The 17,131-nt window shown below is 38.8% G+C and carries 13 protein-coding genes; 12 read left to right on the forward strand and 1 reads right to left on the reverse strand.

Annotated elements, in window-relative coordinates:
* Nucleotides 1–27 precede the first annotated feature (27 nt).
* The 12 genes from N3F66_00575 to N3F66_00630 all read left to right on the forward strand — a co-directional run bounded on the left by N3F66_00575 (nt 28) and on the right by N3F66_00630 (nt 15,511).
* Nucleotides 28–792 (forward strand): N-formylglutamate amidohydrolase, encoded by a 765-nt coding sequence (locus N3F66_00575; protein ID MCX8122641.1) that lies wholly within the window; start codon nt 28–30, stop codon nt 790–792.
* An 82-nt stretch (nt 793–874) separates the two neighbouring features.
* A complete protein-coding gene (locus tag N3F66_00580) occupies nt 875–2,284 on the forward strand; it encodes a TldD/PmbA family protein (GenBank protein MCX8122642.1) in 1,410 nt (469 codons plus the stop codon).
* Nucleotides 2,244–3,563, forward strand: coding sequence for a TldD/PmbA family protein (locus tag N3F66_00585; GenBank protein MCX8122643.1), 1,320 nt, complete (start codon nt 2,244–2,246; stop codon nt 3,561–3,563). The genes N3F66_00580 and N3F66_00585 overlap by 41 nt, the downstream gene beginning before the upstream one ends.
* Nucleotides 3,564–3,733: 170 nt before the next feature.
* Nucleotides 3,734–4,771 (forward strand): nitronate monooxygenase, encoded by a 1,038-nt coding sequence (locus N3F66_00590; GenBank protein MCX8122644.1) that lies wholly within the window; start codon nt 3,734–3,736, stop codon nt 4,769–4,771.
* Nucleotides 4,772–4,823: 52 nt separating this feature from the next.
* Nucleotides 4,824–6,656 (forward strand): long-chain fatty acid--CoA ligase, encoded by a 1,833-nt coding sequence (locus tag N3F66_00595; protein MCX8122645.1) that lies wholly within the window; start codon nt 4,824–4,826, stop codon nt 6,654–6,656.
* Nucleotides 6,657–6,773: 117 nt separating this feature from the next.
* A complete protein-coding gene (locus N3F66_00600) occupies nt 6,774–7,808 on the forward strand; it encodes a nitronate monooxygenase (GenBank protein MCX8122646.1) in 1,035 nt (344 codons plus the stop codon).
* 190 nt (nt 7,809–7,998) lie between these two features.
* Complete coding sequence (locus tag N3F66_00605) at nt 7,999–8,895, forward strand: diacylglycerol kinase family protein (GenBank protein MCX8122647.1); 897 nt, start codon at nt 7,999–8,001, stop codon at nt 8,893–8,895.
* Nucleotides 8,896–9,152: 257 nt separating this feature from the next.
* A complete protein-coding gene (rplM, locus tag N3F66_00610) occupies nt 9,153–9,599 on the forward strand; it encodes a 50S ribosomal protein L13 (GenBank protein MCX8122648.1) in 447 nt (148 codons plus the stop codon).
* A gap of 45 nt (nt 9,600–9,644) precedes the next feature.
* On the forward strand, nt 9,645–10,037 hold the full coding sequence (gene rpsI, locus N3F66_00615; protein ID MCX8122649.1) for a 30S ribosomal protein S9: 393 nt from the start codon (nt 9,645–9,647) through the stop codon (nt 10,035–10,037).
* 92 nt (nt 10,038–10,129) lie between these two features.
* Nucleotides 10,130–10,771 (forward strand): RecX family transcriptional regulator, encoded by a 642-nt coding sequence (locus N3F66_00620; protein MCX8122650.1) that lies wholly within the window; start codon nt 10,130–10,132, stop codon nt 10,769–10,771.
* 107 nt (nt 10,772–10,878) lie between these two features.
* The gene (gene alaS / locus N3F66_00625; protein ID MCX8122651.1) at nt 10,879–13,506 is read left to right on the forward strand and encodes an alanine--tRNA ligase; all 2,628 of its coding nucleotides are present in this window, start codon (nt 10,879–10,881) and stop codon (nt 13,504–13,506) included.
* A gap of 94 nt (nt 13,507–13,600) precedes the next feature.
* On the forward strand, nt 13,601–15,511 hold the full coding sequence (locus tag N3F66_00630; protein MCX8122652.1) for a long-chain fatty acid--CoA ligase: 1,911 nt from the start codon (nt 13,601–13,603) through the stop codon (nt 15,509–15,511).
* 44 nt (nt 15,512–15,555) lie between these two features.
* Here the strand turns inward: N3F66_00630 and N3F66_00635 are convergent.
* Nucleotides 15,556–17,131 (reverse strand): FMN-binding glutamate synthase family protein (locus N3F66_00635; GenBank protein MCX8122653.1); only part of this gene is annotated, 1,576 nt, incomplete at its 5' end.

Consider the following 17,131-nt stretch of genomic DNA (forward strand, 5'->3'; position numbering starts at 1 on the left):
ATATATATGGCAATGCGGGAGAGATCATTGAAAAGATCCAGTATTATTATAACCTGTGAGCATGCTACCAATCGCGTTCCTAGAAAATTGGTGGGTGTAATCGATGACACCACAATACTTGCAACACATTGGGCGTACGATATTGGTGCGCTACAAATGGCGCGTATTATTGCCCAGACGTTAGGAGTTTCATTGCTATATACTACAGTTACCCGGCTTATAGTTGATTGTAATAGATCAATAGGCAGTGATGAACTTTTTTCAAAATTTGTAAAAGACAGCAATATTTTTTTAAAAAATGAGATAGTTAAGCGTTATTATACTACATATCGCAGTAAAATTGAAACAACGGTTAGTACAATGATGCAGAATTCGGATCTGGTTTTTCATATTTCTGTACATTCTTTTACACCACAGCTCAATGGTTTTAAGCGCTACGCTGACATAGGATTGCTCTATGATCAGTACAGACCTGTTGAAAGTATATTTTGTTCAAAAATTAAGGAGCATATTGTGCAACTGTATCCATTACGTGTTGCATTCAACTACCCATTTCGTGGCTGTGGGGACGGTGTCACCGTATGGTTGCGGAAGCTATATGGCGAAAGTTACTGTGGGATTGAACTTGAAGTAAATCAAGAGATTTATTTTCGCAGTAAAAGGATGTGGACAAAGGTGGCAGGATGTATTGCCCATGCAATAGAGTATGCTGCGAATTCGATTCTACTACTTACAAATGGTACTATTAAGAGGTCTTTCCAAGCCCACGAAGAAAGAGGGTTTTCGTTTTAAGGCCGGATTGTTTTGTTAAATCTATGATGGTGGGATTTTCTGTCATGATGCTGGAATAAATTTTTTTGTGGAGACTATTTCGATGTCAATTGATGTTATTGAGTTACAGAAGAAATTAACAACCATTAAAGCAGAATATGCAGAAATCAGGCTTAGTGAAAGTCATTCGACTACCATACATCTTTCAAAAAACATGGTTGAAACCTGCAAGGTGGGTACTTCTACACAAGGATCCGTGAGGGTCTACAATAAAGGGTGCTGGGGTTTTTTTGCATTTACGTCATTATCTATGATTGAAACTGCACTGCAACGGGCGCTACAGCTATCGCACATGCAAAAAAAAGAACATGCACCATCGATATCCTCATTGCAGGTAAATAATATTAAAGAGAAAACAAATGCTGCAATACCACTTGCTACAGTAAGTTTAGAAGAAAAGATGCACTGTTTGCAGGAATACAATGCAATATTAAAACAAAGTGAACTTATTGAAAACACAAATGTACTATATGGGGATTCAGTAACTCGATATGTAATGTGTAATACTGATGGTAGCAGCATAGAATATGATAGATCTTTCTGCGGGTTATCGCTGTCTGCTATTGCAAAGGATGGGACTATAATTCAGCCGTATGGGGAGTCAGTTGCAAACTATGGGGGGTTTGAGATAGCCAAGGATAAGCACACCTTAGCACAAGAAGTGGTGCAGACCGCAACTGAACTTGTGGCGGCTCCTCAGGTAAAAAGTGGAGTGTATAATGTCATTGTGGATCCAAAACTTGCAGGGGTATTTATTCACGAAGCCTTTGGCCATCTGTCTGAAGCTGATTTTATTTATGAAAATCCACGAATGAAAGAGATCATGGTGATTGGCAAGCGATTTGGGCCAGAAATTCTTAATGTTGTTGATGATGGAACGCTGCCGTATGCAGGTTATATTCCCTGTGATGATGAGGGGATATTGCCTGCAAAAACATATGTAATCAAAAACGGAATTTTACACAGCCGCCTTCATTCGCGGGAAACAGCCGTGATTATGGGTGAACAGGTTACCGGCAATGCTCGTGCTATCAGCACTTCGGCAATTCCTATTGTGCGTATGACAAATACTTATATTGAAAATGGTAATTCTACTGTTGATGAGTTGTTTGAAAAATTATGGAATGGAATATATGTGGTAGGCGCGTTAGGCGGGCAGACAAATCTAGAGATGTTTACCTTTACCCCTGCATATGCCTATGAAATAAAAAAAGGGAAAAAAACAAAAAAATTGCGCGATTGCATGCTCACTGGTAATGTATTTGTGACACTTGCAAATATTGAAGCAATTGCAAATGATTGTACATTGTTTGGTGGGCTTGGCGGTTGTGGTAAGCAGGGACAGTCTCCACTGCCAGTTTCTTCAGGGGGACCTCACGTACTCATTAAAAATGTTTTAATAGGAGGGAAAGGTGCTGGAAGTAGAAAAGCAAAATCTAAGCAGCATAGCTGAAAAGTGCCAGGCAATTCCATCTTGCTGGTGGGATGTTTTTTGTGAATATAGCATACATAAAAACTATTCATTCAAAAATAATAGATTTTACTCTGCGCGCCAATCCGAAATAAAAGGATATGGCATAAGAATAAATATTAATGGAAACTCAGGCTTTTCGTTCTGTAACGATGTAACTATGATTGATAGTGTTCTTGAATATGCCAGAGAGACAGCACGGTATGGCGAACGTGAAGAATACCTGCTTCCTGGTCCTCAGGAATTCTCCGATGTTGCATGTTATGATGAAAAAATATTGCAGAGGGATAATGAGTATTACATTCATGCGCTGCAATCAGTAATAGATAGGATACATCGGGAATATAATGATTGCATGGTCGATGCAGGATTTGGATGCATAGATGGCTATGTACATTTAATAAATTCTCAGGGATTTGACAAAGGGTATCATTTTTCCCGCAATGGAACAACTATATCTGCTCTCAGGATTTTACCTGATGGAAGTCGTGTGCAGATCTATGAGACTATGACCTGGAACAGTGATTTTAATATTGATGCAATAGTTGAGAGAATTCTTTGGAAACTTGCATTTAGCCAAAAAACTGTATCCATGCCTTTTGGTAATTATTTTGTTATATTTACCCCCAAAGCATTTGGCCAGATAATGAGCGTAGTATTGCAAGGGTTATCTGGCCGTGCAATTGAGCGAGGAATATCTCGCTATATTGGAAAATTTGGGCAAAAAATTTTTGGCAAAAATCTTACTGTATATGACAATCCCTTAATTGACTTTGCACCCAGCAGCTACCCTTTTGATGATGAGGGCATACCCGCCCACAACAAAACCCTCATCGAAAATGGATGTATCAAAACTTATATCGCACATCTACAGAGTGCTCATCTGTTGAACACTCCTCCCACAGGAAATGCTTCACGAAGTTATGCGACATTACCCACTGAAAGCTTTAGCAATATTGTGGTTGAACCTGGCACAATGTCCTTCAAAGATATGATAACTCAGATGGGAACAGGAATTATCATCGATCAGTTCATTGGATTTGGACAATCCAATACTTTTATGGGACAATTTTCAGCCAATTTAGATTTAGCATGGCTTGTGGTACAGGGCAGTGTAAAAGGGAGGCTTAAAAATTCAATGGTAAGTGATGATGTCACCACAATGCTGAATGATAAAATAGTTCTTTCAGCAGAAAGAGAATGGGTTGGCAATGCCTATCTACCGTATGTATTGTGCCGCATAAATTATTCAACTAACTAATTTTTTATATAAAAGTTTTGACAAAAAGTACATATATTTCTTGCTTTTTTAGATAACCCTGTTATGTTTGCGATACAATAAAAGTGATACTTTATAGATGGATTTTATTGCTGCATTACACAGGATTATGCTTTTGTAATTCATTTTAATTTAATACTGGGAGAGTTGCAATGAAGACTAAAATTACAGAACTTTTTAAGATTAAGTACCCAATTGTGCTTTCAGGAATGAGCTGGATCAGTACTCCTGAACTTGTTGCTGCTGTATCTAATGCAGGGGGTCTTGGGATACTTGCAACCGGTGTTTTAACGGCTGAACAGACACGGGAAGCTGTTAGAAGAGTAAGAGAATTAACCAAAAAGCCGTTTGCAGCAAATGTAACGCTGTATTTCCCCGGGGCTGAACGCAATGCTGAAGTTCTCATTGAAGAGAAGGTCCCTATTATCAACTATTCACTGGGCAAAGGTGATAAAATTGCAAAGGCTGTACATGCATACGGCGGGAAGGTAATAGCGACAGTTACTACGCATAAGCATGCACTAGCAGCTCAGCGAGATGGAGCTGATGCACTGATAGTTACTGGATATGAGGCAGCAGGTCATGGTGGAGCTATTACGTCACTGGTGCTCATCCCCGCAATATCTCAGGCAGTGAATATACCAGTGATTGCTGCAGGTGGTTTTGCTGATGGAAGAGGATTGATTGCAGCATTGGCACTAGGAGCAGAGGGCATTGCCATGGGAACACGCTTTATGAACACCAAAGAAAGCCCTGTGGCTGAAAGTGCAAAGCAGGCAAGTATAAAAAGCGAAGTATACAATACAATATACACGCCAAAAATTGATGGGTTGCCTGCACGCTTTATGAAGTCCAAGGCAGTTGAAAGGCTCATGCGTAAGCACCTTAATCCATTGAGTTCACTTATCCGCTCAAAGAAGATAGCTGACATGTTGGGATATCCATGGCTTAAGCTTGCCATAGGGATTATGTTTATGGGACCACAGCGCGCTATTCAGATGGCACGTATGGCAATTGGTTTTGATGCATTCAAGATTGGGACAATGGAAGGTGATTTTGATAGAGGCGTTCTACCATTGGGTCAGGTAACAGGTATCATTAATGATACACCAACAGTAAAACAGGTTATAGACAGAATAATCAAAGAAGCTGTGGAAATTGAAAAACAGTTGGCTAAGAAAGTTAAGTAATTAAAGCGCTCTTTATACGAGCGCTTAAAATTTATTGTATGGCGGGTTGTATATGCAAAGAGCAACACGTGAAGGTTATAGAGAATTTTGTGCAACCGAGAAATCAGTTATTAACATGCTATTGACTCGTGCAAAAAAACGCGGCAATGTTGCTGCTTTATCTGGCTTTGTAGAGGGCAAAAAATATTCATATACATGGAATGATGTCACACGTATAGTATATGCGATAGCTCATTTTCTGATTTCCAGTGGTATGCAAAAGGGTGACAGGGTTGCCATCTTTTCGCAGAATTGTCCTGAATGGACTCTTGCTGATCTTGGGATACAGGCAGCAGGATGTATCCCAGTGCCGATTTATGCAACAAATTCAAAGGATGAAGCAAAATACATAATTGATGATGCTTCAATAAAAGTTATTTTTACAGGAGATCAGGAACAATATGATAAAGCAAATCACATCATGGATGATACTACTCTGCAAATGATAATATCATTTCAAGATTCAGTGATTGTAAACGGGACACACAGCTTTTATTTTAACACTATTGCCAAAAACATTGTTTCTGAGAATGGGATAAAAGAAATAGAAAGCCGTATTAACGACCTGTCAAGTGATGATATACTCACCATTATCTATACCTCTGGGACAACAGGCAACCCTAAAGGAGCTGTCCATACGCATGGAAGTTTCCTTGCTGGAATTTATGCATCAGTATTCAGATTTCCAGAAGCAGGTCCCGGTATGGTGTCACTTGCATTCCTACCTTTAAGCCATGTATTTGAGCGTATGTGGACATACGGAGTGTTGCTCAAAGGTGGTGAAAATCATTATTGCCGTAATCCAAAAGAGATCATGGAAATTTTGCCACTTTCAAAACCAAACTACATGTGTAGCGTTCCCCGTTTGTGGGAAAAAATGTATGCTACAATATTTGACAGGTTACAAACGGCACCACCTGTAAAAAAGAAGCTCTTTATGTGGGCAACGTACATTGGTATCCACTATGATAAACAAAAGCGAGCAAAAAAATGGATAAGCCCATTGCTTGTACTTAAACATCTTGTTGCTGATATCCTTGTTTTGAAGAAGGTGCGCCTTCTTGTTGGTGGTAATGTGAGGGTATTCCACGTAGGTGGAGCAGCCATGTCGGCAGAGATTAATGAGTTTTTTAATGGATTAGGTATTCCTCTGGCACAGGGATATGGATTGACAGAATTTTTCCCGGTGGCTGTCGGCACCGCAACAACTGCGTATCCGGGAGTATGCGGGCCTATCCTGGATATAGTTGAAGTCAGGGTGTCTGATGAAGGTGAAATTCAACTAAGAGGCCCTATGTGTATGAAAGAGTACTATAATAAACCTGAGGCCACTATGGAAATGTTTACTCAGGACGGATGGTTTAAAACAGGTGATGTTGGAACCATTGAAGAGCATGATGGAAAGCTATATATACGCATTACCGACAGGATTAAGGATCTTATTATAACTGCTGGGGGCAAGAATATAGCACCTCAAGTGATAGAAACGATGTTAGGGGAAGACCTCTACATTGAGCAGGTTGTGGTAGTAGGTGATGGTAGGAAATATATAAGTGCTCTGATTGTGCCCAACTTTGAGATGTTAGATGAATATGCAAAGTCAAAAGGAATACAGTATTCAACCAGGCAGGAATTAATTACAAATCCTGCAATTGTTGAATTTTATAAAAATAAAATTGAAAAATTAACTGAAAGCCTTGGCCAGGTTGAAAAGATTAAAAAGTTTACACTAATGCCACAGGAATTTACTCAGGAAAATGGCGAGATTACTCCAACAATGAAAATCAGAAGGAAGGTAATTCAGCAGCGATATAGTCAGATTATCGATAAAATGTATCAAGATTGATACATTGTAAAATTTTAATTTTGTATATAAAATATTTATTGCAACAATAGTTATATAACGGTGTTATGTTTACAAAATGATGAATATTAATTTTTAAGTGAATAGGGAGTTATATGTATGAAAACAAGAATTACTGAACTGTTTGGGATTAAATATCCAATTATTCTTCCAGGAATGAGCTGGATAAGTACACCAGAATTGGTAGCTGCTGTTTGCAATGCTGGTGGCACAGGGTATTTAGCAACAGGGCCTTTGACACCTGAGCAGACACGTCAGGCTATAAGAAGAATCCGTGAGCTTACTGATAAACCCTTTGGAGCAGGATGCACACTGATTATGCCTGGTGCACGGGAAAATGCAGAAGTCATGCTAGAAGAAAAAGTACCCATTATTAATGTTTCGTTGGGTAAATGTGACTGGATTGCACAGAGGGCACATAAATATGGTGGAAAGGTTATCGCAACTGTAGTAACCGAAAAACATGCGCTTGCAGCTGAAAAACAGGGTGCTGATGCTCTACAGGTTACAGGGCATGAGGCAGCAGCTCATGGCGGGCAAGTGACCACGTTTGTTCTTGTCCCTGCGATAGTTGATAAGGTAAAAATCCCGGTGGTTGCTGTTGGTGGTATAGCAGATGGCCGTGGTATGGCTGCGGCGCTGGCGCTTGGGGCAGAGGGTGTTGGAATGGGTACCCGATTATCAATGACCAAGGAAAGTCCATTACATCAAAGAACTATAGAAGCTCAGCTTAAGGCAGGTATTGAAGATACCATCTACTCTAACAGGTTTGATGGTATTTATTGTCGTGTATTGAAGACAAAATCAGCAGAGAAAGCCATAAAGAGGGGCATGAATCTTCCATTAGCAGTAATCCAGTCATACAGAATTGCTAAGATGATGAACATGCCATATTTAAAATTGGCTTTAGGTGTAATGTTGCAGGGACCAAAGATGATGATTCAACTAGCACATTTTGCTACAGCATTTGATAAAATAAAAGCAGCAACAGAGAAAGGTGATCTGGAGTACGGTGTACAGCTCATAGGACAATGTCAGGGCCTTATTAATGATGTCCCTACGGTAAAAGAAGTAATTGAAAGAACTGTAAAAGAGGCAAAGGCTATATATCAGAAAAACCTTAAAAAATTTTAACTTTGTTAATGCTTTTCTAGATAAAAAAAGCAGAGACAAAAGCCTCTGCTTTTTTTACAATAATTATGTAGGTGATATCGTGCTAACTTTACATGGAAAATATCTGTTAACAAAAAAATTATTGAAAAAATTTTGTGCCTTACAACAATTATAAGGATTTCATCTGCTTGTTAAGTAGTAAATAAATTGTATGACTGATAGTAGCTGCATTGAAAGAAAACCAAAAGCCATTGTTATAGTTAATCCTGCGTCTCGTTCAGGATTAAAAGTGTATCGACAATTGAAAAAATGTGTGGATAAATATTTTATACATGATGTCTTTTTTACAAAAAAACGTGAGCATGCATCTGAACTGGCCAATTCGTCAGTAGGTGATGTCATTATTGTCTGTGGTGGCGATGGTACCGTTAATGAGGTTGCAAATGGGCTGGCTGGCAGAACTGACATTGCTGTAGCACCAACCTATGGTGGTTCTGGTTGTGATTTAAGCAGAGTATTTGGTATTGCAAAAAAGATAGATGCACGGATTCATGAGATTTATCAGAGACTAATGAATGGGCATGATATAAGAATAAAATTATCCAAAGTGATAACAGAAAGAAATCACCGTTATTTTGTGGGAGTTGGAGATGCTGGTTTTGGTGCAAAAGTTGCTGGAATTTTTGATAGATATAGACGATTAGGCAAAATAGGGTATATTATTGGTGTGCTTCAAGCACTTTTCACTATAAAACCAAAGGTGGTAAAACTTACTGTGGATGGAGAAACTAAAATAGAAAATGTCCTTATGGTTATGTTTGCACGAAGCAAATATTATGCTGGGGGCATGAAGGTATCACCACATTCAGACCCTTTAAGCGATAGAGCCCGCATGATATTGTTAAAATGGATGCATAAATTAGTATTTTTAATATTATTCCCCAAAGTATATTCTGGTACACATGTGAATGTTCATTATGTAGAGGATAGGGATGCTACAAGAATAGATATTGCAACACCTGAATTGCCAATAGATGTTGAAGGTGAATATGTAGGTGTTACACCATGTACTTTTTTAGTTACTGATGAATATATACGTATTGTATAGATATGATTATATCATCTTAATAATAGAAAATGGTAGTAGTATGGACATTATGGAGAAGAGATAAATTTGAATTAATTTATAAAAATTGTTTAATTTCCTTGACAAAAATAAAGTGTAAAAATAAGTTTGAACACCAAATTTAAAGATAATATATTTATGTTGTTTTGTTTCTTGATTAATATAAATAGCGTGCTACATTTTTAATCAATATTTTGTTTAGATTGAAGAGCATTATTCTTGATGTAAGAGAGGATATAATGGGTATTTTTCACAGAACGTTTTCATTAAAAAAATCTCAGATTGAGAAAAAGTGGTATATCATCGATGCAGAAGGCAAAGTTTTGGGGAGACTTGCAGCTGAGATTGCACATGTTTTGAGGGGAAAACATAAACCTTCGTATTCGCCACATCTGGATATGGGTGATAATGTGATAGTCATTAACGCGGAAAAAGTTCTTTTGACAGGGAAAAAACCCGAGGAAAAAGAATATTTCTTTCATTCAAAATATCCAGGGGGAAGCAAGTTTGTGAATATTAAAAAGATGCTTGATAAAAAGCCTGAATATGTATTGTACCATGCAGTCAAAGGTATGATGCCCAAAAATAAATTAGCACGACAGTTAATGGGTAATTTAAAGATTTATGCAGGTAGTGACCATCCCCATAAGGCTCAGAAACCCGAACCTTTAGAATTAAAGTTTTAATGTTGAAAGTCATATCATCGTTACTATAAAAATGAGGTTATAGAAATGGCAAGTGCAGCAAATTATGCAACAGGAAGAAGAAAATCAGCGGTTGCCCGTGTATGGTTAAAACCTGGAAATGGAACTATTATTATTAATAACAAGCCAATCAATCAATATTTTAGGCGCCAAACCCTGGAACTTGTTGTGCGACAACCTTTGGAAGAAGTAGGTGTACTCAATTCGTTTGATGTTGTTGCTACTGTTAAAGGTGGTGGTTGGACTGGACAGGCAGGTGCAGTTAAGTTAGGGATAGCACGATGTTTGGCAGCGCTGGATGAAAAATATAAAAAATCAATGCGACAGGCAGGGTTCCTTACACGTGATTCACGTGAAGTTGAGCGTAAGAAATATGGCCAGAAAAAAGCACGAAAAAGATTTCAGTTTTCCAAACGATAAGGATATTTTGGAATTATGTACTTTACAAAAAGGATGCCAGATGGCATCCTTTTTGTTATTACCCATTCAATGAATATGAGTTTCTTTACAGTATGATTATACAGGATATTGAGTACACTGACCGTTATATACGAATAACACTTGATACAGGCGAGTCTATGCGTGTGGAAAATACTTCTATACCTATGGGGTTGTTACACAAGGGTGCAATGATTGATATTGATGCATATACCCTTCTGAAAGAGGAAGCACATCTGTTTGAGTGTAAAGAAAAAGTGCTGTCTTATATAAGTATTCGTAATAGAACAGAACATGATATTAAAAAGTATCTTGTGAAAAAAGGGTTTGATAAAAATACTATCAACAGGGTGATTCAGGATTTTTCTGAAAAGGGGCTTATCAACGATTATTCATATGCATTGCAGTACATTCAATCAATTAGAGATCGTAAAACTGTTGGGAATAAAATAATTGAAAAAAAACTTTTTGAGAAAGGAATTGATAAGTCGGTTATTAAAAAAGCAATAAAAAGAACACAGGAAAAAGAGCCTAATAGTGAGCAGGTGTATCAATTAGCTTTATTGAAATATAATAGAATTAAAGATAAAGAAAATGCTATAGCAAAAGTAGCTTCATTTTTATATCAACGAGGTTTTAGCTGGGAAATCATAAAAAAGGTTATCAAAAAATTGGGAAATGGTTCGGATAATCTAAAAGATGAATTGCAGGAATAACTAGCGAAAACGATATATCCAAATCAAACGAGATATATTAATATTATTGAAATTGTATCGCTGTTTTTTTATATTGTTCAAACTTTTTCAATAAGGAATGCATAGGTATGAAGAAGGTACATGATTTACGGACATCGTTTATTGATTTCTTTAAGGAGCGGGAACACAGGATAGTCCCTTCAAGTTCATTAATTCCAAAAGATGATCCAACGTTATTGTTTACTACTGCCGGTATGGTGCAGTTTAAGCCGATGTTTGCCGGTACAGTTGAATTAGAATATACGCGTGCGGCTTCTATACAGAAATGTTTGCGTACAAGCGACCTTGAAAAAGTGGGCAAGACAAAGCGCCATTGTACTTTCTTTGAGATGCTGGGGAATTTTTCGTTTGGTGATTATTTTAAGAAAGAAGCAATTCAGTGGGCGTGGGAATATTCAACTGAGGTTATTGGCTTTCCAAAAGAAGATATATGGGTTTCAATTTATTTAGAAGACGATGAAGCATTTGATATATGGCATAAAACGATTGGTTTGCCAAAAGAGAAAATCATAAGGCTTGGCAAAGAAGACAATTTTTGGGGGCCTGCCGGTGATTCAGGTGCGTGTGGTCCCTGTTCAGAGCTGTATTTAGACCGCGGGCCTTCATTTGGATGTGGCAAGCCAGATTGTAAACCTGGCTGTGATTGTGAAAGGTTTTTGGAGTTCTGGAATTTAGTATTTAACCAGTATTTTCAGGATACTCAAGGTGTGCTTCATCCACTGCCAAGAACTGGTATTGACACAGGAATGGGGCTTGAGAGGTTGGCAACGTTAGTGCAGAATGTTGACAGTATATATCAAACGGATGAATTAAAGGGGCTGGTTGATTATATTGTCAAAGTGAGAAATATTGATTACCAGGGTGCTTCGCAGATAGCAGTCAACGTGCTTGTGGAGCATGCACGAGCACTCACTTTTGCGATATCGGATGGTGCATACCCATCAAATGAGGGCAGAGGATATGTGTTGCGCCGTATCCTTAGAAGAGCGCTGCGATATGGCCGCCAGATTGGAATTCATGAACCGTTTGTATACACCATTGTTGATCCACTGGTTGCGGCCATGGGAAGACAATATCCGGAGCTATCGGACACAAAAGAAAATGTAAAAGCTGTTATTAAAGGCGAAGAGGAACGCTTCCTTGAAACCATAGAAAATGGTATGGACAGACTTGAGGAGATAATCAAAACATTAGTTAAAAAAGGGGAAAAAGTAATCAGCGGTAATGATGTATTTGTATTGTATGATACATATGGATTTCCTGTAGAAATGACAGAGGAAATAGCTGTAGAGAATGGATTGCGTATTGATAGAGAAGGTTTTGAGCACAAAATGGAAGAGCAACGAACCCGTGGAAGGCAAAGCTGGAAAGGTACAGACGGCAAAATTGATGGGGTTGTTAGCGAAATATTAAAAAGAGTTCAAAGCACAGAATTTGAAGGGTACGAGAAGTATGATTTGGAGTCGGAAATTGTTGTGCTTTCCAATTTTGAAGGGTTGAAGGCGCATTTGAGTGAAGGTGAAAATGGAATTATCGTTGTTGGACGCACGCCATTTTACGGTGAATCAGGTGGTCAGGTTGGTGATACGGGATATATTGAAAGCGACAATGCTAGATTTAAAGTTGTAGACACTAAAAAATCCGGCGATCTGATTGTGCATATTGGTCAGCTGGAAAAAGGAAGTTTACATGAGGGCCAAAGAGTACGTTTGTCAATAGATGGCATACGAAGAAATTTAACCCGTGCCAATCACACTGCAACTCATCTTTTGCAGGCAGCACTGCGTACAGTATTAGGCCAGCATGTTAAACAGGCTGGTTCACTGGTTGCTCCGGACCATTTCCGTTTTGATTTTACTCATTTCAAGGCAATGACACCTGAAGAATTGAATCATGTTGAGGCGATAGTTAATGAAAAGGTATGGGCTGCATTGCCGGTGAATACTGCAATTGTACCGTTGCAGGAAGCCTTACAGCAGGGAGCAATGGCAGTCTTTGATGAAAAGTATTCAGACATTGTGCGGATGGTGTCTATCAGTGATTTTAGCAAGGAGCTATGTGGCGGCACGCATGTGGACAATACAGGCAAAATTGGTGTTTTCAGAATAATGCGCGAATCTTCGCCTGGTGCAGGTGTGCGTAGAATTGAAGGGGTAACACTGAAAGGCGTGTATCAGCGTCTTGTGCAGGACCATACAGTAGTGCGCAGGATCATGAGCCTGTTAGAGGTAAATGAATCGAATGTAGAGAAAAAAATTGCAGAAATGATAGAAAAGATTTCTTTCTTAGAAAAGGAACTAGAAAAGACTAAGGCACAAGGGCTAAAGGACGTTGCAAAAGAGTTGTACAGCAAAGCTGAAAACATAAATAGTGTAAAATTTGTACGTGCACGGTTACAGGACATGGATGCTGATGCTTTGCGCACACTTGCAGATTATGTGCGGGAGCTTTCGGACAATGTTGTTGTATGTTTGGCTTCTTCGCAGGAAAATAAAGCTTTTATTATTGCTGCAGCCACAAAAGGAGCTATCGATAAAGGCATTGATTGTGGAGCCATTATCAAAACAGTTGCAAAAGAAATTGGTGGTGGTGGCGGTGGAAGAAAGGACTTAGCTCAGGCTGGAGGCAAAGACATACAAAATATAGGCAAGGCATTAGACAAATGCAGGGAAATTGTATTGAATAGCAGTAAATAACATAATTTAACAAATGTAATTAATTTTTTGATATACCTACCAGCCGTGATATATAAATAGAAATATTAAAATTATTATATTCATAGGGGGTAGTATGGGTGAGCTAAAAACGATGGTGCAATATTTTTATGACACGTGTAACCAATTCCCAAATCGGCCTGCACAACAATTTAATGAAGAACTATATAATGATAACAATGGACTGTTTACCTATGCAGAGCTTAAGGAACGTGTGGAAGATATTGCCTGTGCACTAATGAAAATAGGATTTCCATATAAGGGCAGAGCTGCAATTATGGCTCCAACAAGCTATATGTGGACGCAGGTTGATATCGCAATAGCCTGTGCAGGTGGTGTGAGCATTACTATTTATCCCACGTTATCTGATTCAGAAGTTACCTACATAATGAAAGATTCAAAATCTACGGTGATGTTTGTAGGCAATAAAGAGCAGCTGGATCAGGTAAAGAGGATCTGGAAACAGCTAAAAAACCTTAAAATTGTTATTGTAATGGATATTGCATTTCAAGGAGATAACAAGAAGATCTATGGCATTAAAGATTTTATTGCTATGGGGAGAGAATGGCGAAATACTCCAGCTAATTATAAAAAATATAATAAGCGAAAAGACGGCGTAAAGCTTGATGACTGGTTTACAATTCTCTATACTTCAGGAACTACTGGACAGGGCAAAGGTGTGGTACTTACACACTGGTGTGGCTCTTCACGGTTAGAAGGTACCATAGATTATTTCCAGAAATATGATTTTGATGTAACTGAAAATGATGTGACACTATGCTATTTGCCTTTATCGCATGTATTTGACCGCGGGTCATGCCAGTGGTTGGCATTACGCAAGGGTTCGCTTATATGTTATGCAGACAAGCCAGCAACACTAATTGAAGATATGCAAAAGTATAACCCTACATGGATAAACTGTGTACCGCGCTTATATGAAAAGATATACATAACTATGCAGCAGGCAATGGCAGAAAGCCCACTTAAAAAGAAGTTATTTGACTGGGCTGTTGGAGTAGGGTTGCAGGCACTTGAATACCGCAAGGATGAAAATGGCTGCTATAATATGCACCCAAAATTTGATTTAAAATCTAAGCTTCCATTAGGGCTTAAAATTAAATATTCAATAGCAGATAAGTTATTTGCAAAGGTTAGGGGATTGTTTGGTAACAGATTCCATCATTCATTTTCGGCAAGTGCTGCTATTTCACCGGAGCTTTTACGATTTTACTATGCACTTGGACTGGCAGTTGTTGAAGGGTATGGTTCAACAGAAAGCTTCAATGCAGCGGTGCTCAACCCGATAACTGCATGTAAACCAGGGTATATGGGTAAAGAAGCAAATGGAAGCAAGTGTAGAGTTGCTGCAGATGGTGAACTAGAACTTTCAGGCGCCGGTATTTTTAAGGAGTATTTAAACAAACCAAAGGAAACAAAGGAAGCATTTACAAAAGATAAATGGTTTAAAACAGGTGATATTGTGGAGATGTCGCCGGATGGGTATTTAAAGTTTGTAGAACGCAAGAAAGGAATAATTTGCACTTCAATAGGTAAGAATGTTGCACCTGCAAAGATAGAGAATCTTTTTTCTACTAGCAGCTGGGTTGAACAGATTTTCCTTGTGGGGGATGAAAAGCCGTATATTACTGCATTGATTGTTCCAAACTTTGCAAATTTTATGGCGTTGTTCAAGCGAGAAGGTATTGCGTTTGACGAATCAAAGCTTGTGTATGAAGATATTGGTGGGATGCAGATATGTACTAAAGTTGGGGATGATTTCATCAACAACAAGCGATTGAGGGAGCTTATTGACAATGATGTAAAAGAAGCAAATAAGAAATTAGAAAAATTTGAAGAGATCAAGAACTATACTATATTGAACCAGCGTTTTACTGAATCTAATGGCATGATTACACCAACACAAAAAGCTAAGCGTCGAGTGATTGTTCAGGTATATAAAGATGTAATTGAGAATATGTATAAATAAAACAAAAAGGGCAGGATGAAAAATCCTGCCCTTGTAGTATTCTATTAGAAATAGTCGCATCCTTCAAGAAGAATCTTTTCAGCTTCTTCTTTGTAAGCATCCATAACATATGGAATGCCAGAAATTTTAGCAGCTTCTTCGGTGAGTGCCATGAGGTCACTGCGTGAAATTGTGTCAATTCTGAAATTACGGCTTCCAGCCATAAGCTGCTGTAATCCAACTTTTATTTTCTGGCTGAATGTATATAATCCAATTGCACCAAGTGGGAACTGATCCACTTCTTTTCCGTATTTTGCTTTGAGTTCTTCATAACATACAAAGATTTCTTCTTTTGTGGTACCATGCTGAGCAACATTTTTGGGTAGGTTATTTTCTTTGAGCCATTTTTCAATATTTTTACCTACCATGCCAGGTATCATAAGAGCACGACCCATACATACTGCCTTGAAATATGGTGCTCCCATAGCTATTACTTTAAAAATGTGGTCTTCGGTAGAGAATCCACCGGCCATAGCTAAATCTGGTACCCACATTCCTTTTGCAGCTAACTTTTGTGCCATGTCGTAGGCCATACACTGCAGGTAGAAAGTAGGAATTCCCCACTCTTCCATCATACGCCATGGACTCATACCAGTACCGCCGCCAGCACCATCTATTGTGAGAAGGTCAATTTTTGCTTCGGAAGCCCATCGTAAAGCGGCTGCTAATTCTTTTTGTGAATATGCGCCGGTTTTTAGTGTTACACGTTTTGCGCCTAATGCTCTCAGCCTTTCAACTTCTTGTAAAAATGCATCCTTGCTGATAAATCCAAGCCGAGAATGGCGTTCAAATTCTTTGATTGCACCATCCTTGAAAGCTGCCTGGATAGCAGGGATAGTTGGATCAGGGGTTACAATATACCCTCTATTTTTAAGTTCGATAGCTCTTTCAAGGCTACGGACTTTGATTTCGCCGCCGATACATTTTGCACCCTGTCCCCATTTCAATTCAACAGTTTCGACGCCTAACTGGGAAATGATGTATTCAGCAACACCTAAATTGGTATCTTCAACATTCATCTGTACAAGTATGTCACCTGCATCACCTTTATACTTTTTAAATGTTTCAACGCGGCGGATCATCTCTGGAGATTTTGTTACTTTACCATTTTTGTCTCTTTCCAGACCAGGGTCTATTCCGCATACATTTTCACCGCATACAATGGCAATACCTGAAATTGCAGCACCCACAGCAAAATGCTCCCAGTTGATACGTGCAATGTCTGTTGAACCTAACGCTCCTGTAAACATTGGCACTTCCAGCTTAACCCTGTGTTTGGTTCCAAAATAGGTTTCGGTTGAAACAACCGGGAAGCGTGCTGTCTCGGGTCCTGGATTAAGAAGACCTTTGGCACCAGCGGCATATCCCTGAATATTGAGGTGAGAATAGTCAACAGGATAATCCTTATCAGCACCGGCTGTAATTTCACCAAAAGGTCCTGGATACAGCAGTTCTCTCCCGCGCATAGTTGCCTGGAATATTTCGCAATTCCCTGTACAACCATCAAGACAGCGTGAACAAATGCCTGATTGTGGTGCAACACTTCGTGAACGATTAGCAGTGCGTGTTGCATCGTTTGCG

Source organism: Spirochaetota bacterium (assembly GCA_026414805.1).
Taxonomy (GTDB): domain Bacteria; phylum Spirochaetota; class UBA4802; order UBA4802; family UB4802; genus UBA4802.

Bases quoted from the DNA above. Each gene is read 5' to 3' on its own strand.
- N3F66_00580 (MCX8122642.1), top strand. From the start codon at position 875: ATGTCAATTGATGTTATTGAGTTACAGAAGAAATTAACAACCATTAAA.
- N3F66_00590 (MCX8122644.1), top strand. From the start codon at position 3,734: ATGAAGACTAAAATTACAGAACTTTTTAAGATTAAGTACCCAATTGTG.
- N3F66_00595 (MCX8122645.1), top strand. From the start codon at position 4,824: ATGCAAAGAGCAACACGTGAAGGTTATAGAGAATTTTGTGCAACCGAG.
- N3F66_00600 (MCX8122646.1), top strand. From the start codon at position 6,774: ATGAAAACAAGAATTACTGAACTGTTTGGGATTAAATATCCAATTATT.
- N3F66_00605 (MCX8122647.1), top strand. From the start codon at position 7,999: ATGACTGATAGTAGCTGCATTGAAAGAAAACCAAAAGCCATTGTTATA.
- rplM (MCX8122648.1), top strand. From the start codon at position 9,153: ATGGGTATTTTTCACAGAACGTTTTCATTAAAAAAATCTCAGATTGAG.
- rpsI (MCX8122649.1), top strand. From the start codon at position 9,645: ATGGCAAGTGCAGCAAATTATGCAACAGGAAGAAGAAAATCAGCGGTT.
- N3F66_00620 (MCX8122650.1), top strand. From the start codon at position 10,130: ATGATTATACAGGATATTGAGTACACTGACCGTTATATACGAATAACA.
- alaS (MCX8122651.1), top strand. From the start codon at position 10,879: ATGAAGAAGGTACATGATTTACGGACATCGTTTATTGATTTCTTTAAG.
- N3F66_00630 (MCX8122652.1), top strand. From the start codon at position 13,601: ATGGGTGAGCTAAAAACGATGGTGCAATATTTTTATGACACGTGTAAC.